Origin of the sequence: Pelagibius sp. 7325 (genome assembly GCF_037652055.1) — a bacterium.
Taxonomy (GTDB): Bacteria; Pseudomonadota; Alphaproteobacteria; order Kiloniellales; family Kiloniellaceae; genus Pelagibius.
The window spans coordinates 67,246-89,990 of record NZ_JBBKAH010000011.1 but is presented as its reverse complement, the minus strand read 5'-3'; the positions used below and the strand labels follow the sequence as shown (position 1 = coordinate 89,990).

20 protein-coding genes are annotated in these 22,745 nt (G+C 66.8%); 13 read left to right on the top strand and 7 right to left on the bottom strand.

The features are described from left to right. Window positions 1-28: 28 nt before the first annotated feature. Complete coding sequence (locus WDC82_RS20420; RefSeq protein WP_340119249.1) at window positions 29-1,006, top strand: LysR family transcriptional regulator; 978 nt, start codon at window positions 29-31, stop codon at window positions 1,004-1,006. 28 nt (window positions 1,007-1,034) lie between these two features. Here WDC82_RS20420 and WDC82_RS20415 read toward each other — a convergent pair whose 3' ends face one another. The 6 genes from WDC82_RS20415 to WDC82_RS20390 form a co-directional block, all read right to left on the bottom strand. After that, window positions 1,035-1,220, bottom strand: coding sequence for a hypothetical protein (locus WDC82_RS20415; RefSeq protein ID WP_340119248.1), 186 nt, complete (start codon window positions 1,218-1,220; stop codon window positions 1,035-1,037). Continuing rightward, on the bottom strand, window positions 1,217-2,350 hold the full coding sequence (locus WDC82_RS20410; RefSeq protein ID WP_340119247.1) for a PepSY domain-containing protein: 1,134 nt from the start codon (window positions 2,348-2,350) through the stop codon (window positions 1,217-1,219). Before WDC82_RS20410 ends, WDC82_RS20415 begins: the two co-directional genes overlap by 4 nt. Window positions 2,351-2,360: 10 nt before the next feature. Next, window positions 2,361-4,910 carry a TonB-dependent receptor gene (locus WDC82_RS20405; RefSeq protein WP_340119246.1) on the bottom strand — a complete coding sequence of 850 codons (2,550 nt, stop codon included), beginning with the start codon at window positions 4,908-4,910 and terminating at the stop codon, window positions 2,361-2,363. 132 nt (window positions 4,911-5,042) lie between these two features. Then, a complete protein-coding gene (locus WDC82_RS20400) occupies window positions 5,043-6,038 on the bottom strand; it encodes a FecR domain-containing protein (RefSeq protein WP_340119245.1) in 996 nt (331 codons plus the stop codon). An 89-nt stretch (window positions 6,039-6,127) separates the two neighbouring features. Then, complete coding sequence (locus tag WDC82_RS20395; protein WP_340119244.1) at window positions 6,128-6,646, bottom strand: sigma-70 family RNA polymerase sigma factor; 519 nt, start codon at window positions 6,644-6,646, stop codon at window positions 6,128-6,130. Window positions 6,647-6,833: 187 nt separating this feature from the next. Then, complete coding sequence (locus WDC82_RS20390) at window positions 6,834-7,688, bottom strand: LysR family transcriptional regulator (protein WP_340119243.1); 855 nt, start codon at window positions 7,686-7,688, stop codon at window positions 6,834-6,836. Window positions 7,689-7,827: 139 nt separating this feature from the next. On the opposite strand from WDC82_RS20390, the gene WDC82_RS20385 reads away from it, so the two are divergent. From WDC82_RS20385 to WDC82_RS20335, 11 genes are all read left to right on the top strand, one after another. Beyond that, a complete protein-coding gene (locus WDC82_RS20385) occupies window positions 7,828-10,269 on the top strand; it encodes an FAD-dependent oxidoreductase (RefSeq protein WP_340119242.1) in 2,442 nt (813 codons plus the stop codon). Next, window positions 10,266-11,819, top strand: coding sequence for a trimethylamine methyltransferase family protein (locus WDC82_RS20380; RefSeq protein WP_340119241.1), 1,554 nt, complete (start codon window positions 10,266-10,268; stop codon window positions 11,817-11,819). Before WDC82_RS20385 ends, WDC82_RS20380 begins: the two co-directional genes overlap by 4 nt. 25 nt (window positions 11,820-11,844) lie before the next feature. Further along, the gene (locus WDC82_RS20375; RefSeq protein ID WP_340119240.1) at window positions 11,845-12,213 is read left to right on the top strand and encodes an MmcQ/YjbR family DNA-binding protein; all 369 of its coding nucleotides are present in this window, start codon (window positions 11,845-11,847) and stop codon (window positions 12,211-12,213) included. A gap of 146 nt (window positions 12,214-12,359) precedes the next feature. Continuing rightward, the gene (locus WDC82_RS20370) at window positions 12,360-14,699 is read left to right on the top strand and encodes a Tex family protein (protein ID WP_340119239.1); all 2,340 of its coding nucleotides are present in this window, start codon (window positions 12,360-12,362) and stop codon (window positions 14,697-14,699) included. 410 nt (window positions 14,700-15,109) lie between these two features. Continuing rightward, the gene (hpxZ, locus tag WDC82_RS20365; protein ID WP_340119238.1) at window positions 15,110-15,493 is read left to right on the top strand and encodes an oxalurate catabolism protein HpxZ; all 384 of its coding nucleotides are present in this window, start codon (window positions 15,110-15,112) and stop codon (window positions 15,491-15,493) included. Beyond that, window positions 15,490-16,734: an amidase gene (locus tag WDC82_RS20360; RefSeq protein WP_340119237.1), complete on the top strand. Its 1,245-nt coding sequence runs from the start codon at window positions 15,490-15,492 to the stop codon at window positions 16,732-16,734. The genes hpxZ and WDC82_RS20360 overlap by 4 nt, the downstream gene beginning before the upstream one ends. 267 nt (window positions 16,735-17,001) lie before the next feature. Then, window positions 17,002-18,216, top strand: coding sequence for an amino acid ABC transporter substrate-binding protein (locus WDC82_RS20355; protein WP_340119236.1), 1,215 nt, complete (start codon window positions 17,002-17,004; stop codon window positions 18,214-18,216). A 102-nt stretch (window positions 18,217-18,318) separates the two neighbouring features. Then, window positions 18,319-19,179 (top strand): branched-chain amino acid ABC transporter permease, encoded by an 861-nt coding sequence (locus tag WDC82_RS20350; RefSeq protein ID WP_340119235.1) that lies wholly within the window; start codon window positions 18,319-18,321, stop codon window positions 19,177-19,179. Beyond that, entirely contained in the window at window positions 19,179-20,153 is a 975-nt protein-coding gene (locus WDC82_RS20345) for a branched-chain amino acid ABC transporter permease (protein WP_340119234.1), read from the top strand. Before WDC82_RS20350 ends, WDC82_RS20345 begins: the two co-directional genes overlap by 1 nt. Continuing rightward, a complete protein-coding gene (locus WDC82_RS20340; RefSeq protein WP_340119233.1) occupies window positions 20,150-20,908 on the top strand; it encodes an ABC transporter ATP-binding protein in 759 nt (252 codons plus the stop codon). The genes WDC82_RS20345 and WDC82_RS20340 overlap by 4 nt, the downstream gene beginning before the upstream one ends. Then, window positions 20,901-21,617, top strand: coding sequence for an ABC transporter ATP-binding protein (locus tag WDC82_RS20335; RefSeq protein ID WP_340119232.1), 717 nt, complete (start codon window positions 20,901-20,903; stop codon window positions 21,615-21,617). The genes WDC82_RS20340 and WDC82_RS20335 overlap by 8 nt, the downstream gene beginning before the upstream one ends. Here the strand turns inward: WDC82_RS20335 and WDC82_RS20330 are convergent. Beyond that, window positions 21,602-22,372: a phosphoribosyltransferase gene (locus WDC82_RS20330; protein WP_340119231.1), complete on the bottom strand. Its 771-nt coding sequence runs from the start codon at window positions 22,370-22,372 to the stop codon at window positions 21,602-21,604. The genes WDC82_RS20335 and WDC82_RS20330 overlap by 16 nt on opposite strands. Window positions 22,373-22,404: 32 nt before the next feature. Between WDC82_RS20330 and WDC82_RS20325 the strand changes: the two genes are divergently transcribed. Continuing rightward, a complete protein-coding gene (locus WDC82_RS20325) occupies window positions 22,405-22,743 on the top strand; it encodes a Rieske (2Fe-2S) protein (RefSeq protein WP_340119230.1) in 339 nt (112 codons plus the stop codon). Window positions 22,744-22,745 lie beyond the last annotated feature (2 nt).

Below are 22,745 nucleotides of genomic sequence, written 5' to 3'. Positions count from 1 at the left end.
GGGGAGTTTGCGGAAGGAAACCAAGCCCTTGTCCGACCCCGCCGAGCGCATCGCCCGCCGCCTGAAACTGCCCCACCTGCGGCTCGCCTTGGCGCTGGCCAATACCGGACAGATCTCCGCCGCCGCGCGGGCCCTCAACATGGCCCAGCCGGCGGCCTCGCGCATGCTGGCGGAGATGGAACGCCTGCTCGGCGCGCCGGTCTGCGTGCGCGGGCCCAAGGGTGTGGAACTCTCGGAGACCGGCCTTGCGCTGGCCGAGCGGGCGCGCCGCATCCTCACCGAGCTGTCGGAGGCCGGGCGCGACGTGGTGGAGATCAGCGCCGGCAAGGCCGGCACCGCCTACATCGGCGCGGTGACCGCGCCGGCCATCAACCTGGTGGTGCCCGCGCTGCAGCGCCTGAAGTCGGCGCATCCGACGATCGAGGCCCATGTCGAGGTCGGCACTTCCGACATGCTGGTGCCGCGCCTGCTGGAAGGTCAGCTCGACTTCGTCATCGGCCGCGTGCCGGTACACATGGACATCGCCGATTTCGACATCCGGCCGGTGCAGCCCGAGGTGGTCAGCCTGCTGGTGCGCGCCGGGCATCCGCTGGCGCGTGAGCGCCGCCTGCCGCTGTCCTCGCTGATCGACTACGAGTGGGTGATGCAGCCGCCCGGCACGCCGCTGCGCCGCGCCATGGAATACAGCTTTGCCAGCCACGGGCTGGCGCTGCCACGCATCTCGCTGATCTCAACCTCTTTCCTGGTGCTGCTGTCGATGATCTGGCGCTCCGACGCCATCGCGCCGGTCGCTGTGGAGGCCGCGCGGCTGTTGGTGGCCGAAGGCGGCATGAGCCAGGCGGTGACAGCACTCGACCTGGACGAGCGCATCGAGATTCCGCCCTATGCTCTCATCGCCCGGGCCGACCGCCATCTGTCGCCGACGGCGCGGCTGTTCTACGAGACGATCTGTGCCCTGATAGAGACCGGCCGCGGCTTTGTCGCGTCTTCGACCGTCGCACCCTAGACTGTTGCTCTGCCGCCTGTCGGGCCACCTACTGGCGCCGGTACAGCCAGGCCCAGAGGATCACCGCCAGGGGAACCGTAAGCCCGGTCCACGACAGCGCGTTCAGCAGTCCGTCGCCCAGCAGGGCGGCCACCAGTCCGGCAAGGGTGACGAAGGCAATGGCCAGCGGCACGCCGAACACGCGCCGCAGCGGCAGGACGCGGCGCCGGGTCACCGGGAGAGGGCCGGCTGTGAGTTTCCGTCCGCGTGGCGGCGCGCTGCCGGCTTGCGGCGGGCCAGCCAGAGGTAGAGCCCGCTGCCCAGGATGACGATGGCGGCGATATCAAGCAGCGCCCAAAGCAGCTTCAGCGGCAGCCCTCCGTAATCGCCGAAGTGCAGCGGCTGCGACAGCTTCAGCATCGTCATGTACCACGGCATCGAGCGCATGGCCGTGAGGCTGGCGGTTTCGGCATCGACGAACGCGGGGGTCAGCAGCCGCTCGGTCGCCGGCGTCGCGCCGTGCAGCCAGACCGCATAGTCGCCGTCGCTGCTGAACGTGACGCCGGGAAAGGCGACGAACTGTGGGCGTGTGCCGGCCGCGGCTGTCAGGGCCGTGTCGACGGCGGCCTGAACACCCACGTAGTGACGCGGCAGTCCAGCGCCGCTTCCGGCGGTGATCTCGGCCAGCTGGTCCGCGCGCCAAATCATGACCAGCGGTGTGCTCAGGGTGTTGATGACACCGGTGAGCCCGACCGCCGATAGCCACATGAGCGTGACGATGCCCACCAGGTTGTGCCAGTCGAGCCAGCGCGCGCGGGGGCCGCGGCTGTCGCGCAGGGTGCCGAAGCTGAGGCGGCGCATGAATGGGGCATAGACAACCACGCCGGAGACGAGGGAGAGGAACAGCAGGAAGCCCATGGACCCGAGGAAGAGTTCGCCGGGCAGGCCGGCGAAGAGATCCACGTGAAGGCGCAGCATGACATGCATGAAGCCTTCCTCGACCAGCGGTCCGACCACCTCGGCGGTGCGCAGGTCGATGGCGGTCAGGTGCATCTCTTCGCGCGTCGCCTTGACGCTCGGACCGGTGGTGACGTTCACCACCGGACGGTCCTCGTCAAAGCTCATGTAAAGCGGCTGTTCGCCGGGATAGAGGGCGACGGCCGCGGCGACGGCGTCGTCGAGGCTTTGTAGCGGACCGGCATGGCCGTCGCCCGGCAGCGCCGCTTCGCCCTCGGTGAGCGTATCGATCTCGTCGTGGAAGATCAGCGGCAGCCCGGTCAGGCACAACAGCAGCATGAAGACCGTGCAGACCAGGCTCGTCCACTTGTGCACGAAGGCCCAGGCCTTGATGGTGCCGCTGCCCATGGTGCCGCCCTCAGAAATCCATCGAGACCGAGAACTTCGCCGTCAGCGGCTGGCCCTGGGTCAGGTAGCCGCCCTGGGCCGAGGCCCAGTAGTCGAGGTCGGCGACGTTTTCGACGTTCAGGATGAAGGCGACGTCCTGCTTGCCGATCTTGCGCGTCAGCCGCGCGCCGAGGTCGAAGCGCGTCCAGCTCGGCACCTTCAGGCTGTTGGCTTCATCGAGGAACTGGGTGCCGGTGTGCACCACGCGGCCGGAGACGGTGGCGCGGTCCAGGAAGGGCAGGTCCCACTCGACACCGAGATTGGCCTGGTAGCGCGGCACGCCGACGGCATCGTTGCCGTCGTTGGTGCCTTCCTCGGTATCGGTCAGGATCGCGTCGTTCAGCGTGGCGCCGCCCAGCAGGCGCAGACCTTCCACCGGCTCGCCGAAGACCGTCAGCTCGATGCCGCGGTTGCGCTGCTCGCCGTCCACGTCGAACAGGTTGGTTGCCGGGTCGGTGATGCCGCTGGGCTGGGTGAGCTGGTAGAATGCGAGGCCGACGCCGAAGGCGCCGAGGTCCAGTTTCGCGCCCACCTCGTACTGGGTCGACTTGAAGGGCGGGAAAATTTCGCCGGCATTGACCGCGGCAGCCGGCGCCGAGGGGCCCTGGGCCAGGCCCTCGATGCGGTTGGCGTAGAGCGACAGCTCGGGGGTCGGCTTCACCACGATGCCGACGACCGGTGTGACGGCGGACTCGTCGTAGGCGGCCGTCTTGTCGCCGCTCGTGCGGTCGAACTCGTCGACCAGGACCTTCTGGCCGCGCAGGCCGAGGGTGAGCAGAACACGCTCGTCGAAGAAGGCCAGAGTGTCGGAGGCGAAGACGCTCTGCAACGTCGCTTGGCTCACCTTCGGCGGGTTGCCGAGGTCGCCGGCGGCGAACAGTGTCGCCGGCAGCGGTGCGTCGACCGGATCGTAGAGGTTGGTCGCCGAGTCGGCGCCGAAGATGTAGGCGTTGTTGTTGGTGGTGCGCAGGGCGGAGAGGCCGACGTTGAAGCGATGCAGGACCGGGCCGGTCTCGACCTCGCCACGCAGGCCGAGCTGGCCGCTCTTGTTGGTGTCCTCGCGCGGCACGTAGAGGCGGCCGGAGGTGCCGTCGCCGGTGTCGCTGTCGGTCACGGTGACGGAGGAAAAGTCGCCTTCCTCTTCCATGTAGCGCAGGCCGACGGCGGCGTAAGCCGTCAGATTGTCCAGGATGTCGTGCTCGATCTTCGCCTGAACGAAGGTGTCGGTCATCTCGCTGTAGCTGAAGGAGCGTGCGTAGTTATCGCTCGCATCCGGCGCATCGGGCACGGATGCCGCCTCGACGAAGACCACCGGGCGTCCCTGGTCGATCCGGTGGCGCTGGCTGCCGATATCGAGGGTGGCCCGCGTATCGTCACCGCGGAAATCGAAGGCGACGGAGCCTAGGTGCGTATAGCGCTCCTCATTGTCGATCGCCGTCTCGCCGTCGCGGATCGCCGCGTTGACGCGCAGCCCGAACATGTCGTCGCGGCCGAAGCGGCGGGAGAAATCGACGTGGCCGCCAAAGCGGGTGTCTTGCGCATAGCTGCCGGTCACGCGAGTCAGCGGATCGTCGCCTGCGCGTTTGGGTACCAGATTGATCGCGCCGCCGACGCCCGAGCTGCCGGGTGCGGCACCGTTCAGGAAGGCGTTGGCGCCCTTGAACACCTCGACGCGCTCGAACATCTCCATCGCGACGATTTCGCGCGGCGCGTTGCCGTAAAGGCCGTCGATCGCGATGTCTTCGCCACTCAGCGGGAAACCGCGGATGACGAAAACCTCCTGGAAATTGCCGAAGCCATAGCCGCTGCGCACGCCGGGGTCGTTCTCGACCACATCGGCAATCGTCTCGGCCTGCTGGGTGCGGATGGTCTGCTCGGTGTAGCTGGTGATGCTGAAGGGCGTGTCCATGATGTCCTGGTTGCCCAGCACGCCGACGTTGCCGCCGCGCGCCACCTGCCCGCCGGCGTAGACCTCCGGCAGGGTGCCGATGGTCGCGGTCGCGGGGGCGGGGGCGGTCGCCTCGATCTGCAGCGGATCCAGCACCACGGTGCCGTTGTCCGCGGCGACTTTCTCCAACGCCACCGTCTTGTCGTCGGGGAAGTGCCAGGTAATGCCGCTGCCGCTGAGCAGCCGTCTCAGCGCTTCTTCCGGCGCCATGGTGCCGGCCAAGGCCGGCGCGGCCAGTCCTTCGACGATGCCGGCGTCCAGCGTCACCTGCAGGCCGGCCTGGCGGCCGAAGGCGGTGAGGGCATCGGCCAGCGGCTGGGCGGAAATGTCGAAGGCGCGCAGGTCGCCGCTCTGGGCGATCTGGCCGCTCCGGTCGCTCTGGGCGATCTGACTGCTCCGGGCGGCGGGCGCGGCCGCGGCGCGTGCGGCCCCGGCCAGGCTGTTCATCTCGGCCTGGCCCGCGGCCGCCGGGCCGCCGGCGAAGATCAGGCCCAGCGCCGTGCCGGCGGCAAGCCGCCGCAGCAATGACGCCGAGGCCGCGTTGCCGCGCCTTGTGGTGGTAACGGTCCCCATCTCATGCCCCTTTTTGATTGCATGCCTGCAGATAAATGCGATTGCGACGCATTTGCTTTTCTGATGGCTAGACGGATGGGGACGCCGGGGTTTCAGAAAAAGAATCGGCCGGTGAAGGCTCCGCCGGAGCGCTTAGCTGGGTGAGACGACCAGCAGCCAGGGTGTGACCGCCCGGACCTGGGCGCCCGCGGGGTAGACGGCGGCGCGCAGGGCCGCCTCGGGATTGGCGAGGTCATAGACGCCGGTAACACGCTGTGCGGCCACGGGGTCCCCCAGGACGATGATGGCGCCGTGGAAGTGGTGGCGCAGCGCCGCCACCACATCGCCAAGCGGCCAGTCCTTCACGGCCAGGCGCCCGTCGCGCCAGGCGGCGATTTCGGCCGGCGCCGAGGTGCCGCGCCGCGCGGTGGTGCCGTCGCGGGCGACATGCAGCCAGTCGCCGGCCTCCAGACGTTCCGCCAACCGGGCTGGACTGTCCTCGGCCGCGACGCTGCCGTGGGCGACCGCGACCAGGGTGCCGCTGTCCAGGCGGCGCACCTCGTAGGCGGTGCCGAGGGCCGAACTCTCCAGATTGCCCGCGGCAACGGTGAAACGGCGCGCCGGATCCGGCTCGACCTCGACGAAGATCGTGCCGGCCAGCAGGCTGATGCGCCGCGCTGCTGCGCTGTAGTCGATCGTCACCGCGCTGTCGGCGCCGAGGTGCAGGCGGCTGCCGTCGGTCAGGATGATGTCGCGGGTTTCGCCCACTGCCGTCACCACGTCGGCTTCGAGCTGCAGCGTGACAACCGGCAGCACGAGGGCCAGCAGGCAGGCCGCCAGTGCCGCTGCCGCCGTGGCAAGGGCGAGCCGCCGCCGGGGACGCTGCAACTGGGAATGCCGCGCCCGGGCAGAGCGCGTAGTTTGGCGCGGCCGCGAGCCGTCCGAGGGTGCCGCGTCGCCCAGCAGGTGCCAGACCTTGTGAGCCTCCTCCCAGGCGGCGCGATGCGCCGGGCTGGCCGCGAGCCAGCCCTCGAAGGCCGCGCGCCGGCTGTCGGCTTCCGGCCCGCCTTCGCGGTCCTCCAGGGCGATCAGCCAGTGAAGCGCCGCCTTGTCGGGATCGTCGCTAGGTATGCCGGGGGGTAGGGGCATGCGGGCTCTTGCGGTGTTGGCGGGCGGCTTTTGTCATAGGACGGGTGAGCGGCGGCAAAGTTCAGAGATAACCCGGATCCGGCAGCCGATCAGGGATTCCGGAGCCGGGCGCCGCGGCGCAGACGCGATCGGCAGTGATCGAGCCCGTCGTAGACCAGGCTGTGGGCGAGGGCGACGGAGATGCCGAGCGCCGCGGCGATCTCCTTCAGCGTCAGGCCCTGGAAGCGATGCATCTCGACGGCGCGGCGGGTGCGCGCGGGCAGCTCGGCCAGGGCCTCAACGACGATCGCCAGTTCCTCGCGGTGCAGGGCTTCGTCCTCCGGCGTCGGGCGCGGCACGGAGAGCTCTTCGGCCTGGAACTCGCCGGGGAAGTGCTGGCGCTCGAAGCTGCGGCGGCGGGCCAGGTCGAAGGCGAGATTGCGCACGATGCGGTAAAGATAGGCGAGGGGGTGGTCGATCGGCTGCACCGCGGCCCCGTCGAGGCGCAGCCAGGCTTCCTGTACCACATCCTCGGCGCCTTCCCGGCTGCCCACGATGCGCGCCGCATAGTCCACCAGCGCCGCCCGGTTGGCGGCGAAGGCCGCGAGCGCGCTCTCGTTCTGCCCCACCTTGCGTGATCCCCCGGCGCGTGATTTCCGGGCGGCCCGGCCACCTCTGCCGCCCTTGAATGAGAATGATTCTTAATTAGTTCTAGCGGCTGGGCCGGGTCTGCACAACCGGACAATGCGCCCCGACGTAGCCTGGCCTTGGCCCCGTTGGAACTCGCCGGCTCGCGTCGAATCGAGAGGCCGAGGCCTAGCGTGGCTTTGAGAAGTATTGCCGCACGATGGCCAGCAGCTTCCTCTGCGCGTGGGCGTGGCGTTGGCGCAGGTGGACGGCGAGGTAGACCCTCTGGGCGATCGGCGGAACATCTTCGACGAGGTGGAACTGGCCCGCGGCGGCAAGGTCGAGGGCCGACTCTTCCAGGACGAAGGCCGACCCGCCCAGCGCGGCGATGAGGCCGCAGACCGCCGCGTTCTGCCCGCTGGCGACGGCTGAATCCGGGAAATCCGGCAGCAGTTCCTGCTGTGCCTTGGCGAAAGCGGGCGAGTAGTTGGCGCGGATGTGGCGCTCCGGCGCCAAGTCGGCACGGCGCGGCGCCTCGCTGCTGATCAGGCGATAGGTGACCTCGCCGACGGTTTCGTAGAGCAGATCGGGCATGTGCCGGGGGGTGAACAGCAGCGCGAGATCCAACTCGCCGGCCAGCACGTCGGCGCTCATCTGCGCCGAATAGTCCAGCTCGATGTAGAAGGCCGTCCGCGGCAGCGCCCGGCGGAACTCCGCCACCCAGTCGCCGATGTGGCTGGCGGCGAGGTCGTTCTGGATGCCGATGCGCAGCGACTGGGTGAAGTCGCTGCCGCGCTTCACCCCGCGGCGCGCTTGGTTCCACTCCCGCCGCATGGCGCGGGCGTGGTCGACCAGCCGCAGCCCGGCGGCGGTCGGCCGGGTGCCTGCCCGGCTGCGGGTGAAGAGGGGCTTGCCGAGGGCCGTCTCCAGCGCCTTCACCCGGCTCGACACCGTCGACTGGGTAAGGCCCAGGCGCTCGGCGGTTCGGTTGAAACTGTTGGTCTCGACGAGGTCGAGGAAGGTGTCCAGAAGCTCGATCTGCATGGGGTCGCCCTTAACAGGCCATTTCGACCAATCTAATCGAATTTTCCGATCAATAAACCTGAAAGCGCCGAATTGAAGCCGCGGCAAAGCCGCCGGATACTCCTGGAAACTCTAGGGCTTTGAGGCAGGGGGCGTTGGTTTGACTGAGATTCCGGGCCACGCGCGGGTCGTGATCATCGGCGGTGGGGTCGTCGGCGTCTCCGCGCTCTATCACCTGGCCAAGGCCGGCTGGACAGACTGCGTCCTGCTGGAGAAGAACGAGTTGACGGCGGGCTCGACCTGGCACGCGGCGGGCAACGTGCCAACTTTCTCGTCGTCCTGGTCGATCATGAACATGCAGCGCTATTCGGCGACGCTCTACCGCGGGCTCGCCGAAGCGGTCGACTACCCGATGAACTACCACGTGACCGGTTCGCTGCGCCTCGGCCACACCGCCGAGCGCCTGCGGGAGTTCAAGCGCGTGGTCGGCATGGGCCGCTACCAGGGGATGGACCTCGATATCCTGTCGCCGGACGAGATTCGCGCGCGCTATCCCTTCGCCGAGACCCACGCCCTGACCGGCGCGCTCTACGACCCTTATGACGGCGACATCGACCCGGCACAGCTCACGCAGGCTTTGGCCAAGGGTGCGCGGGACCTCGGCGCGACCATCCTGCGCTTCTGCCCGGCGACCGGTGCGCGACGCGACGCGGACGAATGGGTGATCGCGACGCCCAAGGGCGAGATCCGCTGTGAGATCGTGGTGAACGCCGCCGGCTACTACGCCCGGGAGGTCGGCAAATGGTTTGGCCGCGACGTGCCGATGATGGTGATGAGCCACCAGTACCTGCTGTTCGACACCATTCCGGAACTGGCCGCCTGGAGTGCCGAGGTCGGCCACAAACTGCCGCTGCTGCGCGACGTCGACAGTTCCTACTACCTGCGCCAGGAAAAGCACGGCATGAACCTCGGCCCCTACGAGCGCAACTGCCGGGCGCACTGGGCCAGCGCCGACGATCCCATGCCGGAGGATTTCTCCTTCCAGCTGTTCCCCGATGATCTCGACCGCCTGGAATGGTACGTGAACGATGCCATGGCGCGGGTGCCGATCCTCGGGACCGCCGGGCTTTCCAAGATCATCAACGGGCCGATCCCCTACGCGCCCGACGGCAACCCGCTGATCGGGCCGATGCCCGGCGTGCCCAACGCCTTCGAGGCCTGCGTCTTCACCTTCGGCATCTGCCAGGGCGGCGGCGCCGGCAAGGTGCTGGCCGAGTGGGTGACCGAGGGCGAGACCGAGTGGGACATGTGGTCCTGCGACCCGCGCCGCTTCACCGCCTTCTGCGACCAGGACTACTGCGTCGCCAAGGGCATGGAGATCTACGGCCACGAATACGCCATTCATTTTCCGCACCACGCCTGGCCGGCGGGGCGCGACAGGAAGCTGTCGCCGCTTCACGAGCGCATGAAGGCGGCAGGCGCGCAGTTCGGCGCCTACAACGGCTGGGAGCGCGCCAATTGGTTCGCGCGGCCGGGCGACGACACCAGCGAGGAAGGCACCCAGACCTTCCGCCGCGAGGGGCCCTGGTTCGACGCGGTGCACGAGGAATGCCTCGCCGTGCGCGACGCCGCAGGGCTGCTCGACCTGCCGGGCTTCTCCCGTTTCAATCTCGAAGGGCCCGGCGCTGCGGACTGGCTCTCGCGGCAGATCACCGGCGCGGTGCCGAAGCCCGGGCGCATCGGCCTGGGTTATTTCGCCGACAAGGCCGGGCGCGTCGTCACCGAGATGTCGCTGGTGCGCCACGCCGAGGATCGGCTCACCCTCATTACCGCCGCTGCCGCCCAGGGACACGACTACGAACTGCTGAAAAAGCGTCTGCCCAAGGGCCTCTCGCTCGTCGACGAGACCGAGGCCTACGACACGCTGATTCTCAGCGGCCCGAGTTCACGGGCAATTCTCGCGGCTGTCTGCGACGCCGATCTCGCCTTGCCCTGGCTGACCCACCAAACGACGGCGATCGCGGACAAGCCGGTGCGGCTCATCCGTGTCTCCTTTGCCGGCGAACTGGGTTGGGAAATCCATGCTGCCGTCGACGATATGCCGGAGATCCACGCGGGGATCGTCGAGGCGGGCCAGCCGCACGGTCTGAAGCCGTTCGGCATGTTCGCCCTCAACAGCCTGCGCATCGAGAAGGGCTACCGCGCCTGGAAGGGCGATCTCTCCACCGACTACACGATGCTGCAGGCGGGGCTCGACCGCTTCGTGAAGTGGGACAAGCCGGATTTCATCGGCAAGGCGGCGCTGCTGTCGGAACGCCAGCAGGGGCCGACGAAGCGCTTCGTCAGCCTGCTGGTCGAGGCGGACGGGTTTGATGCGCCTTACATGTCGACCTTGTGGCACGACGGTGAAGTGGTGGGCGAGACCACCTCCGGCGCCTGGGGCCACCGCATCGGCAAGTCCATTGCTTTGGGCGTCGCGCGCCGCGACCTCGCGGAGCCGGGCACGCCCCTCGAGGTCGAGATTTTCGGCGCGCGCTACGCCGCCATTGTGCAGCCGGAGGGCCCGCTGTGGGACCCCCGCAATGAAAGGCTCAAGTCATGAGTGCCACGGAAGTGTCCAACGAGGGACGGGCCAGCCGCCGCGCCGGCGGCCGCGCCGCGCGGCAGGCGCTGCGCTCGGCGCCGCTGGCGCAGGACCTGCGCCCGGTGCGGGCGGGACTGCCCGGCGGCCAGTACAGGCCGCTGACCGAAGCGGGTGTCATGCGTATCCACGAGGCCGCCCTCGATGCGTTGGAGCAGATCGGGCTCGCCGACGCGCCGCCTTCCGGCGTGCGGATCATGACCGAGGCCGGTGCCATCGAGGGCGACGACGGCCGCCTGCGTTTCCCGCGCGCCCTGGTCGAGGACATGCTGGCCATTGCCGCGCGCAACATCACGCTGCATGGCCGCGACCCGCGCTATGATCTCGATCTTTCCGGTGCGCGCGTACACTTCGGTACTGCCGGCGCGGCGGTCCACGTGGTCGATGTCGAGAAGCGCGAGTACCGCGAGTCGACGGCTAGGGACCTTTACGACGCCGCGCGCATCACCCACGCCCTTGACAACGTCCACTTCTTCCAGCGCGCGATGGTCTGCCGCGACATCGCCGACAACTACGAGATGGACATCAACACTCTCTATGCCTGTTGTTCGGGCACGGCCAAGCACGTCGGCACCAGCTTTTCCGACCCGACGCACGTCGCTGGCTGCTTTGACCTTATCCACATGATCGCCGGCGGCGAAGAAGCCTGGCGCGCGCGGCCCTTCGTGTCCAATTCCAACTGCTTCGTCGTGCCGCCGATGAAGTTCGCGACGGAGAGCTGCATCACCATGGAGGCGTGTATCCGCGCCGGCATGCCGATGCTGCTGCTTTCGGCGGGGCAGGCGGGTGCCACCGCGCCGGCGCCGCTCGCGCTCGCCATCGTGCAGGCGGTGGCCGAATGCCTGGCCGGCGTGGTCTACGTGAACGCCATCGCGCCCGGCCACCCGGCGATCTTCGGCACCTGGCCCTTCGTCTCGGACTTGAGGACCGGCGCCATGTCCGGCGGCTCCGGCGAGCAGGCGCTGCTCACCGCCGGCTGTGCGCAGATGCATCAGTTCTACGGCCTGCCGGGCGGCGCGGCCGCCGGCATCGCCGATTCCAAGCTGCCGGATATGCAGGCGGGCTGGGAGCAGGCGATCTCCAACGTCATGGCGGGCTTGAGCGGTCTCAACATGGTCTACGAGGCCGTTGGCATGCATGCCTCTCTGCTCGGCTTCTGCATGGAATCCCTGGTGCTGGGCGACGACCTGCTGGGCCAGGTGCTGCGCTGCGTGCGCGGCATTGAGGTGACCGAGGACAGCGTCAGCCTGGAGTCCATGCGCTCGGTCTGCCTGGAAGGACCCGGCCACTATCTGGGCCACTCGCAGACCCTGGGACTCATGCAGAGCGAGTACATCTATCCAGCGGTTGCCGACCGCACGAGCCCCAAGGGTTGGGAAGAGGCCGGCAAGCCCGACCTGCTGCAACAGGCCATTGCCCGAAAACAGCGCATCCTGTCGGAGTCGCAGGCGCCCCACATCGACCCGGCGATCGACGCGGCGGTGCGCGCCGCCTTCAAGATTTATTTCTGACGGAGCGCCGCTTATTCTTCGCGGCATGACATACGAGGAATTTAACGCCTTCTGCGCCGCTCTGCCGGCCACCAGCCATGTGGTGCAATGGGGCGGCTCCGACGTCTGGAAGGTCGGCGGCAAGGTCTTCGCTATCGGCGGCTGGGACGGCGACGACGGGCAACCACGCTTCACTTTCAAGGTCTCGCCGCTGTCCTACGATATCCTGAAGGATCAGCCGGGTCTCCGCCCCGCGCCCTACCTGGCCTCGCGGGGCATGAAGTGGATCCAGCACTACGAAGCACCTGGCCTCGACGATGAGGCGCTGCGCGAGTATTTCCAGGAGTCCCACCGCTTGGTTTCTCTGGGCCTCACGAAGAAGCTGCAGAAGGAACTGGGCCTGAACCAGGGTTGAACGGCTCCGGCCGGTCCTATGGAGTCCGTCCTCTTACGCCGCGGCTATAGGAGACGCGGGCAAATTCAAGCTTTCTTTGACCTTGCCCGGCCGGCCGGACCCAAGCTAGAAGAGCCACCGCTTTTCGCTGCCGAGAAGGTGCTCCATTGCCGACTCTCTCCATCGCCGCGCGTATCGCGCAGGAATTGAATGTGCGCGAGGCGCAGGTCGCCGCCGCCGTCGACCTGTTCGACGGCGGATCGACGGTGCCCTTCGTCGCGCGCTACCGCAAAGAGGCGACCGGCGGGCTCGACGACACCCAGTTGCGCACGCTCGACGAGCGCCTCAAGTACCTGCGCGAGCTGGAAGATCGTCGCGGTGCGATCCTCAAGAGCATCGATGAGCAAGGCAAGCTGACGCCGGCGCTGCGCGAGCAGATCGACGCCGCCGAGTCCAAGGCGCGCCTGGAGGATCTCTATCTGCCGTTCAAGCCCAAGCGCCGCACGAAGGCGCAAATCGCCCGCGAGGCAGGGCTGGAACCTCTTGCCGATCTGCTTCTCAGCGATCCGCTGCGCGTTCCGGAAGAGGAGGCGCTGGCCTTCGTCAATACGGAAAACGGCGTTGCCGACGCAAAGGCCGCGCTGGACGGCGCCATGCAGATCCTGATGGAACGCTTTGCCGAGGACGCCGATCTGGTCGGTGCACTGCGCGACTATGTCTGGAGTCACGGCCGCCTCACCTCCAAGCTGGTGGAGGGCAAGGCAGAGGTGGGCGCGAAGTTTTCCGATTACTTCGATGCGTCGGAGCCGATCGCGAAGGTGCCGTCGCACCGTGCCCTCGCAATGCTGCGGGGCCGCAACGAGGAGGTGCTGTCGCTTGCCCTGACACTGGAAGACGAGCCGCAGGGAAAGCAGCTGGGCCCTTGCGAAAGGCAGATCGCGGCGCGCTTCGGAATCGTCGACAGCGGCCGGCCGGCGGACGCCTGGCTGCGGGACGTCGTGCGCTGGACCTGGCGCGTGAAGCTGCGCGTGCACATCGACATCGAGCTGATGATGCAGCTGCGTCAGCAGGCGGAGACCGAGGCGGTGCGCGTCTTCGCCGCGAACCTGAAGGACATCCTCATGGCGGCGCCCGCCGGCGGCCGGGCCACCATCGGTCTCGATCCGGGCTTTCGGACCGGTGTGAAGGTCGCCGTGCTTGCCGCCACCGGCAAGGTGCTGGAAACCGCGACGATCTTCCCGCACGAGCCTCGGCGACGTTGGGACGACTCCATCGCTACGCTGGTCGCGCTGGCGGCGCGCCACGATGTCGAGCTGATCGCCATCGGCAACGGCACGGCCTCGCGTGAGACCGACCGGCTGGCCACCGAATTGATCCGCCTGCATCCGCAACTGAAGCTGATCAAGATCGTCGTTTCCGAAGCCGGCGCATCGGTCTATTCGGCCTCGGAGTACGCCTCCCGGGAACTGCCGTCGCTGGACGTCACACTGCGCGGCGCAGTCTCGATCGCGCGGCGGCTGCAGGACCCGCTGGCTGAGTTGGTCAAGATCGACCCGAAGTCGATCGGCGTCGGCCAGTACCAGCACGACGTCAATCAGCATCAGCTGTCCCGGGCGCTCGACGGCGTGGTGGAGGACTGTGTGAATGCGGTCGGTGTCGATGTGAACCTGGCCTCGGCCAAGCTGCTGGAACGGGTGTCGGGTCTCAACGAGGGGCTTGCCGAGAACGTCGTCGGTCATCGCGACCAACACGGTCCGTTCCTGTCGCGCCGGGATCTGATGAAGGTGCCGCGCCTCGGTCCCAAAGCCTTTGAGCAATGCGCCGGTTTCCTGCGTATCCGGGACGGTGACGACCCGCTGGATTCTTCGGCCGTCCATCCGGAAAGCTATCCCGTGGTGCGGCGCATCCTCGCTCACCTGAAGTCGGACATCCGGGCGGTGATTGGCGATACCGGCGTGCTGCGCGACCTCAGACCCGAGCAATTCGCCGACGAGCAGGTGGGCGTGCCGACAGTGGCCGATATCCTGAAAGAGCTGGAAAAACCCGGCCGTGACCCGCGACCGGGTTTCAAGGCGGCGACCTTCAAGGACGGCGTCGAGGAAATGAAAGACCTCACGCCTGGCATGCTGCTGGAAGGCGTGGTGACGAACGTGGCCAACTTCGGCGCCTTCGTCGACATCGGCGTCCACCAGGACGGGCTGGTGCATGTCTCCGCCCTGGCCGACCGCTTCGTGAAGGATCCTCGCGAAGTCGTGAAGCCCGGCGACATCGTGAAGGTCAAGGTGGTGGAGATCGATTTGACGCGCAAGCGCATCTCCCTAACCATGCGCCTCAGCGACGAGGCCGGCGGGCGCGCACCGGGCAAGGGCATGAAATCCGGCGACCGGCCATTGTCACAGCGCGACCGCCAACACATGACGGACAAGCCTAAGGGTGGGGGCGCCACGGTTCCCGACAATGCCATGGCGGCGGCGCTCAGCAAGGCGGGCATCGCGCCGCGGAAGTAGCTCGCTGGCGTGCGCGCGGAAGCGAAGCAGCGGGAGCGCCGGCGGAGTGTCGCTTCCACCTGCGTGATTGTTTTCCCGATAGACTCCAGGGCTTCTTTGTTGGCCTCTCCAGCGAAGGCTTTGCCGCGCGCGGCCGCCCATCCCGCGATCATCGGCCCCTGCGGCACTCTGCTCTTCATTCCGGCAGACCGGATCTGCGGCTGCCCAAAACACTGTCAACAGAACGGTCGGCAGCGTACTAACGAACATTGCTTAAATAGTTGGCATTACGAATAAATGCTCCTGCCATATGGATGGCACGCACTTTGCGGAAGCGCATGGAATGAGTCCGGCGGTCACCCGGAGGGGTTCCGTCTCTCCTTGGATAGCCGGACGCGCGAGTCATTCTGGTGCCGCCGATCGGAGAGAACATGGAGATCAACAATCCCGAAACCCTGGCGGAAGTCACCGCGTGCTTTGAAGCTTATGAGAGAGCTCTGGTGACGAACGACCTGCCGGCGCTTAACGACTTCTTCTGGGAAAGTGGGTTCGTGCTGCGGTATGGCCTGGGGGAGAACCTCTACGGCATCGACGCGATCCGGTCCTTCCGCGCGGAACGCCCTTCCGGTGACCTGGATCGCTCGCTCACTCGACAGGTGGTCACCACCTTTGGCCGCGACTTCGCGACGGCAAATGCAGAATATCGCCGTCACAAGTCGGGGGCGGAAGGTCGGGTCAGCCAGACTTGGGCGCGCCTGCCGGAAGGCTGGCGTATCGTGGCCGCGCACGTCAGTGCCGGCGTGACGCAGCCATGACACCGGTCAAAAGCCTCCTGCGAAAGCTGCGGGGCGGCCCCGGAGGCGCGCTGTCGGACCAGGCCGGCGCCTTCGTCGAGGCCTTCGACCTGGAAGGTGCGACCGAAGGTCCCCTCGCGGGGCTGACCTTCGGCGCCAAGGACATCTTCGATGTGGCCGGCCGCCGCACCGGCTGCGGCAATCCGGATTGGGCGGCGACTCAGAAAGCGGCCAGCGGCCATGCGGCTGCGGTCGCCGCCTGTCTCAAGGCCGGCGCCCTGCTCAGGGGTAAAACCCACACCGACGAACTGGCGTACAGCCTCATGGGGGCCAACAGCCACTACGGAACGCCACGCAATCCGGCGGCGCCGGACCGCCTGCCGGGCGGCTCTTCTTCGGGATCGGCCGCCGCGACGGCCGCCGGGTCCGTCACCTTCGCCCTGGGCAGTGATACGGGGGGCTCGGTCAGGGTGCCGGGCTCTTTCTGCGGTCTCTACGGCCTGCGCACGACGCACGGCCGTGTGCCCGTGGAGGGCATGGTCCCCTTGGCACCCAGCTTCGACGTGGTCGGCTGGTTCGCCGTCAACACCTGGGTGATGGCCGCGGTTGCCGAAGTGCTGGATTCCGCCGCGCCGCCTGCGATACCGCGCCCGCGCTTGTTCTATGCCGAAGATGCCTGGGCGCTCGCCGATGCCTCAACCCGTGCCGCTCTGCGTCCGGCGGTCGACCGTCTGGCCGAGATACTGGGGCCGGCCGAGCCCCTGCAACTGGCCGACTCTTCTCTTGCCGACTGGCGCGAGGTTTTCCGCGTCTGCCAGGCCGCCGAAGCCTGGCGGGTTCACGGTGAATGGATCACCGCCAACACGCCGGTCTTTGGCCCGGGTGTGTCCGAGCGCTTCGCGGCCGCGAGCCGCATTACCAGGGAGGAGGATGTTGCCGCCCAAGCACGGCGCGAAGTGGTGCGGCAACGCCTGTGCGGCCTGCTGGGTGACGACGCTGTGGTGATCCTGCCGACTTGCCCGGGCCCGGCGCCACGGCGGGATGCGGATGCGCCGACCCTAGAAGCCTATCGCGCTGCGGCCTTGCAGCTACTCTGTCCTGCCGGTCTCGGCGGCCTGCCCCAGCTGACAATTCCGGCCGGTCAGATCGCCGGCGCGCCGGTGGGCCTCTCGCTGCTTGGGTCGGCCGGCTCCGACCGGACCCTGCTGGACATAGCCTCCCGCCTGGAGCTCTGCATGATGCTGCCCTACGCGGTCATGTAAGCCGCTGCTGCACAAACTTCGATCAGTCTGCCCTTTAAGCCGCACAGAGATTAGCCAAAGTTGGCTCCATCGCTTCGTTCCCGTAGGTGGTAGTACATATAATGGTTGGGGTTACGTCTTTTGGCACAAGCCTTGCTACACGGAAGGCTGGGTAGGTCTGTCCATTCGGTAGCCGCGCGGCACGCAAGCGCCGCGGTTTTGGTCGGCCGGGGATAGGGGAACAGGCTGCCCGCCATGGCGAAACAAAATCGAAAATGGGGTGGCATCATGTTCACGAGATACTGGAAAGTCACAGCCGCCGGATTTGCCGCACTGGGAGTTGCGGCGGCGGTATCCGCATCCTCGGCCTGGGCCGAGGACGGCGTTCTGCGCATCGGCGCGCCTCTGGCGCTGACCGGCGGCCTTGCCGATGAAGGCAAGAAGCAGCAGGCGGTCTGGAGCCTTTGGCTCGACAAGATCAATGCCAAGGGTGGCATCGAGGTCGCCGGCAAGAAGATGAAGGTCGAATTCGTCGAGTACGACTACCAGACTGACGGCAAGCGCGCCGGCCAGCTGGCGGAAAAGCTGATCACCGACGACGGTGTTGACGTTCTGATGGCCCCCTTCGGTTCGGGCCACACGAAAATTATCGCCGCGGTGGCTGAGCGCTATCAGGTGCCGATGCTGGCCTGCGTTGCCTCGTCGGTTTCAGTTTACGACCAGGGCTTCAAGTATCTCTTCGGTACCCTGGCACCCAATACCGGCATGACGGAATCCATGGTGGCCTACTTCAAGGAGAAGATGCCGTCGGTAAAGAAGGTTGCGGTCTACGGGCGCGACGATGTCTTCCCCAAGTCCATGGCGACGGCTCTGGCGGACTCTGCCGCAAGCGGTGGCCTGGACGTTGTCTACAACGAGCTCTATGCCGTCGGGACCATGGACCATTCCGCCGCAATCTCGGCCATCAAGGCGGCCGAGCCGGACTGGGTCTACATGACCGGCTATACCCAGGATCTGATCCTGGGCCGCAAGCAGATGGCCGACCTGGGCGTCAAGGCACCGATCATCACCATGGTGACTGGCCCGGCCTACCGTGAGTTCACCGAAGGCCTTGGCGACCTGGCCGACGGCGTCTCCAGTTCCACCTGGTGGCACCACGCAACGGCCTATACCAACACCGCCGGTGCCTGGGACTCCACCGCAGCTTTCTACGAGGACTTCGTCGCAGCGTTCAAATCCGATCCCGACTATGTCCACGCCTCCTGCGCGGCGGCCGCCGACGTGCTGGTCGACGCTGTGCAGCGCGCCGGCTCGACCGACAAGCAGGCTGTCCGCGACGCGCTGGCCGCCACCGACCTGCAGACCTTCTACGGTCCGATTGACTTCGGGGACAACGGCATGAACCAGGGGCGCGAGATGCCGATCATCCAGGTGGTGGGTGAGGACATCAAGGTGCTCTATCCCGCCGCGATCGCCAATAGCGAGCTCAAGCTGATCGACTGACCGGCGCAGCCGGCGGCGGCCCCACCGGGGTGGCGGCGCGGGCCGTCGCCCCGTCGGGCCGTCGTCCGCAGGCGGCAGTGGGGAACAAGGGGAAGGCAGCGCATGGATATCTCTCAGATTCTGGCGAACGGCATCGTGCTCGGGGCGCTCTATGCCTGCATCGCCGTCGGCTTCTCGCTGGTATGGGGCGTGCTGAACGTGATCAACATGCTTCACGGGTCGTTCATCATTCTCGGCGGCTATCTCACCTACTTCGCCTGGTTCTACCTGGGTCTGCACCCCGTCATCACCCTGCCGGCCGTCGCGCTGCTGCTCTATGCGCTCGGGTTCGTGGTTCAGTACGTATTCATCAACAAGGTGGTGACGGCACCGGTGCTGACGACGCTGACACTGACCTTCGGTCTCGACATGATTCTCTACAATCTGATGACCGTGTTCTTCACAGCGACCCCGCGCCGCGTGACCCTGGATATCGGTAGCGTCGATATCGCCGGTGTGGTGATGCCGGGGGACCGCCTCATCGGCATGGGGCTCGCGCTGCTGCTGACCGCCTTGCTCTATCTCGTCATGCGCGGCTCCTCCATCGGCCGCGCCATCGTCGCGGTGCGCATGGACCGCCAGGCTGCCGCGCTGATGGGCATCCGGGTCAATCGGATCTATGCTATCACCTTCGGTATCGGTGCCCTCATGGCCGGCGCCGCCGGCGCGGTCTTCGCCATGGTCTTTCCGGTGACCACCAACCTGACCGGCACCTTTCTGGGCAAGGCTTTCGTGATCTGCGTCATTGGCGGCTTGGGCAGCGTGCCGGGCGCCCTGGTCGGCGGGCTGGCACTGGGCATCATCGAGAGCTTCGCCGGCTATATCCTGGGGCCGCAACACGCCATTACCGTCGGTTTCCTGCTGATGCTGATTCTGCTGGTCGTGCGCCCAACGGGCTTGGTCGGCGTGAAGGGGTACGAATGATGTCCCTGATAAGAAGCGGCAGACTAGGCTTCATCCTGCTGGCCCTATGGGTCGCCTGCCTTGCATTTACACCCTTGCTGGACGATGCCTACGCGGTCCGTATTGCCATTTCCATCGCCATGTTCACCGCCATGGCGCTGTCGTGGAACTTCATCGGCGGCCTTACCGGCTATCCGTCCTTCTCCACGGCCGCTTTCTTCGGCATCGGCTGCTACGTCGGTGCCATCGCGCAGCGCAGCGGCGTGCCACTGGTGCTGGCCTGGATGCTGGCGACACTTTTCGTCGCGCTCTTCGCGGCAGCCCTAGGGGCCATCATCCTGCGCCTCAAGGGTCACTACTTTGCCATTGGCTCCATCGCCATCGTCGAGCTGACACGGCTTGTCGTCTCCTCTTGGGGCGGCATGACCGGCGGGGGCGACGGTCTCAACGTGCCGCTGCTGCGCGGCGCGCCTACCGAGGTCGCGTCGCTGGTCCTTTACATCATGCTGGCCATCATGATGACCGTCTTCGTGGTGACGCTTCTGGTCGAGCACGGGCGACTCGGCTTCGGACTGCGCTGCATCCACCAGAACGAGGATGCCGCCGACATGGTCGGTGTCGATACCACGCGCTACAAGATTGCGGCCTATACACTGTCCGCGCTGTTCTGCGGCGCCGTGGGTGCCGTCTATGCTTCTTGGGTCGGCTACATCGATCCAACCGACAGCTTCTCTATCCTGTTGACGATCAAGGTGCCGGTGATGGTGCTGCTTGGTGGGCCGGGAACCGCGCTCGGTCCGGTGCTGGGGGCCGGCGCTTTCGTGCTGCTGGAGGAGTTCTTCTGGGCCAACTTCCTGCAGTGGAATCGGGCTATCCTGGGCGGCATTATTGTGTTCCTCATTTTCTTCCTGCCAGGCGGATTGCTGAAGATCAGCTATCGCCGCCTGTTCCGCCGTGCCGTTGATGCCCAGCGGGAAAGGAAGACAGCGACATGAGCGAGATCCTGCGCCTGGAGAAGGTCAGTAAGGCCTTCGGTGGTATCAAAGCCGTGAACGATGTCAGCTTCGGACTGAAAGAGGGGCAGATCGTTGCCCTCATCGGTCCGAACGGTGCCGGCAAGACGACGCTGGTGAATCTCATTACCGGCGTGCTGCCCTTGACCGAGGGGAAGGTGTTCTTTGCAGGCGAGGAGGTCACGCGGCAGAAGGCCTTTCAGGCCGCCCGCCGCGGTCTCGCCCGAACATTCCAGATCGTCCAGCCTTTCCCCGAGATGTCGGTTATGGAAAACGTCGCCGCCGGCGCGCTGTTCGGTGGGGAACTCGGCAGCAGACGCGAGGCTGAGGCGGAGGCGCGCCGCGAACTCGCCTTCGTCGGGCTCGACCGACTGGCCGATAGCCCGGCGTCGTCGCTCACGCTACCGGGCCGCAAGCGTTTGGAGCTGGCCAAGAGTCTCGCCATGAAGCCGAAAGTCCTGCTGCTGGACGAGGTCAACGCCGGCCTCAACACGGCCGAGATCGATGGTGCCCTGACCCTCATCCGCAAGATCGCCGAACGCGGCGTCACGATCCTCCTGATCGAGCACTTGATGAAGGTGGTGCTCTCCATTTCCGAGCGCATTCTGGTGCTGCATCACGGCGAGCTCATCGCCGAGGGAGCGCCGCGCGCGGTTTTGGAGGATGAGCGCGTGGTGGAAGCCTATCTCGGCGCCAAGTTCGCCGCCCGCATGCGCAAGGAAGGTCTGCATGTCTGAGCCTCTGCTCGAGATTACCGGCCTGCAATCCGGCTACGGCGACGTCCAGGTCCTTTGGGACATTTCCCTGGTCGTGGAGGAGGGCGAGCTTGCCTGTATCGTGGGCTCCAACGGAGCTGGCAAGACGACCCTGCTGCGCACCATATCGGGCCTCATCAAGCCCATCTCCGGTGGGGTCAAGTTTGCTGGCAAGGAGATCGGTGGCCTCAGCGCCGACGCGGTGCTGGCACAAGGCGTCGTCCACGTGCCGGAAGGCCGTCGTCTCTTCAAGGGGCTTTCGGTGCGTGACAACCTGCTGTTGGGCGCGTACCTGCGTCGCGACCGCGACGGTATCCAGCGCGACCTCGATTTCGTCTTCGACCTGTTTCCGATCCTCAAGGAGCGGCAGTCGCAGGACGCCACGACCATGTCCGGCGGCGAGCAGCAGATGTGCGCCATCGCACGGGGCATCATGTCCAGGCCGCGGCTGCTGATGATCGACGAGCTGTCACTCGGCCTCGCCCCGCGCCTGGTGGAGCGGCTGAGCGAGGCGCTTTTGGAGATCAACCGCACCGGCCTGACCATTCTGCTGGTCGAGCAGGACGTGATGACCGCCTTCGAGGTGGCGCGCCATGCCTACGTCATCGAGATCGGCCGCATCGCCATGGCGGGCACCACGGAGAAGCTGGGCGACGACCCGAGGATTCGCGAAGCCTACATGGGACTATAGGCGGTGGCCTCGATGGGTTGCCAGCCGCCCTCGACGCGCTCGAAAATCGGTGAGTCGAAGGCGCCGCGCACCAGGCGGGGGAGTTCCGCCGAGCGTTCGCTCAGTCTTTCGCGCCAGCTGTTGCCCTGGCGCATGGCGACGACGATGCCCGCCAGCGTGCAATCGAGGCGCTCAAGCAGGGTGATGACGGAGATCAGTGTCGTGCCGCTGGAAACCGCGTCATCGACCACCACGACACGGCGTCCTGCGAGGCGGGGCAGCATGTTGGGGTCGATGAACACCGACTTGGCACGGCCGGGGCTGGTGATCGAATGAACCGGCTCGGAGAGTTCGTCGCGATACCAGAACTTGCGCGAGTAGCCGAGCGGAAGGTAGTTGGGTTGGCCGAGCATTTCCGCTACCCGGGGCGCGAAGACCAGCCCCAGGGTCGGCATGCCGACGATCACCTCGGCACCGGCGGCACGGGCCTCCACGGCCATGAACCCGGACAGCGTCTCACAGACCGCAAAGCTTGCTTGGTTCGCGATCAACGAAGCGACGGCGCGGGCGACGCCGGTGCGATCTTCCGTCGGAAGCCGGCGCAGCGGCAGTTCCAGGATGCGGCCGTCCGGCAGCCGGGCAGGAAAACCGAAGCGATAGGGTGCGCTCGCTTGGCCCACCGCATGGTCCCGCGGCAGGATCTCCTGCCAGAAGGCCGTGGTCGGCTTTGTGAAGTCGCCGTCGGACTCGGTGCGTTCGGAGGGGGATTCAGGCATGATTTCGCCAGGGTTTCGGGAGTGAACGCGGGATGACGGCGGTGCAGGACGGTTGGCAGGTGGTGGCGGCGCTCGACGACTTGCCGGCGCCCGGCATGGGTGAGGTCGAAATCGGGAGGCAGCTTGTTCTGCTGGTGCGCCGTGGCGACAGCGTCGTGGCTTTCCAAGGATTCTGTCCGCACCAGTTCGCGCGCCTCGCCGAGGGTCGGCTGGATGACGGCTGGCTGCAGTGCCCACGGCACCAAGCGCGTTTCTCTCTCGACGACGGAAGTTGCGGGCGGGGTTGGGTGTTACCTCCGCTGAAGCGTTTTGCTGTGAAGATCGACAAGGGCAAGGTGCTGCTTCCCGCTCCGCTGGTCTCGTTGGAATAGCC

Bases quoted from the DNA above. Each gene is read 5' to 3' on its own strand.
- WDC82_RS20410 (WP_340119247.1), bottom strand. From the start codon at position 2,350: ATGGGCAGCGGCACCATCAAGGCCTGGGCCTTCGTGCACAAGTGGACG.
- WDC82_RS20405 (WP_340119246.1), bottom strand. From the start codon at position 4,910: ATGGGGACCGTTACCACCACAAGGCGCGGCAACGCGGCCTCGGCGTCA.
- WDC82_RS20400 (WP_340119245.1), bottom strand. From the start codon at position 6,038: ATGCCCCTACCCCCCGGCATACCTAGCGACGATCCCGACAAGGCGGCG.
- WDC82_RS20390 (WP_340119243.1), bottom strand. From the start codon at position 7,688: ATGCAGATCGAGCTTCTGGACACCTTCCTCGACCTCGTCGAGACCAAC.
- WDC82_RS20380 (WP_340119241.1), top strand. From the start codon at position 10,266: ATGAGTGCCACGGAAGTGTCCAACGAGGGACGGGCCAGCCGCCGCGCC.
- WDC82_RS20375 (WP_340119240.1), top strand. From the start codon at position 11,845: ATGACATACGAGGAATTTAACGCCTTCTGCGCCGCTCTGCCGGCCACC.
- hpxZ (WP_340119238.1), top strand. From the start codon at position 15,110: ATGGAGATCAACAATCCCGAAACCCTGGCGGAAGTCACCGCGTGCTTT.
- WDC82_RS20360 (WP_340119237.1), top strand. From the start codon at position 15,490: ATGACACCGGTCAAAAGCCTCCTGCGAAAGCTGCGGGGCGGCCCCGGA.
- WDC82_RS20355 (WP_340119236.1), top strand. From the start codon at position 17,002: ATGTTCACGAGATACTGGAAAGTCACAGCCGCCGGATTTGCCGCACTG.
- WDC82_RS20350 (WP_340119235.1), top strand. From the start codon at position 18,319: ATGGATATCTCTCAGATTCTGGCGAACGGCATCGTGCTCGGGGCGCTC.
- WDC82_RS20345 (WP_340119234.1), top strand. From the start codon at position 19,179: ATGTCCCTGATAAGAAGCGGCAGACTAGGCTTCATCCTGCTGGCCCTA.
- WDC82_RS20340 (WP_340119233.1), top strand. From the start codon at position 20,150: ATGAGCGAGATCCTGCGCCTGGAGAAGGTCAGTAAGGCCTTCGGTGGT.
- WDC82_RS20335 (WP_340119232.1), top strand. From the start codon at position 20,901: ATGTCTGAGCCTCTGCTCGAGATTACCGGCCTGCAATCCGGCTACGGC.
- WDC82_RS20330 (WP_340119231.1), bottom strand. From the start codon at position 22,372: ATGCCTGAATCCCCCTCCGAACGCACCGAGTCCGACGGCGACTTCACA.
- WDC82_RS20325 (WP_340119230.1), top strand. From the start codon at position 22,405: ATGACGGCGGTGCAGGACGGTTGGCAGGTGGTGGCGGCGCTCGACGAC.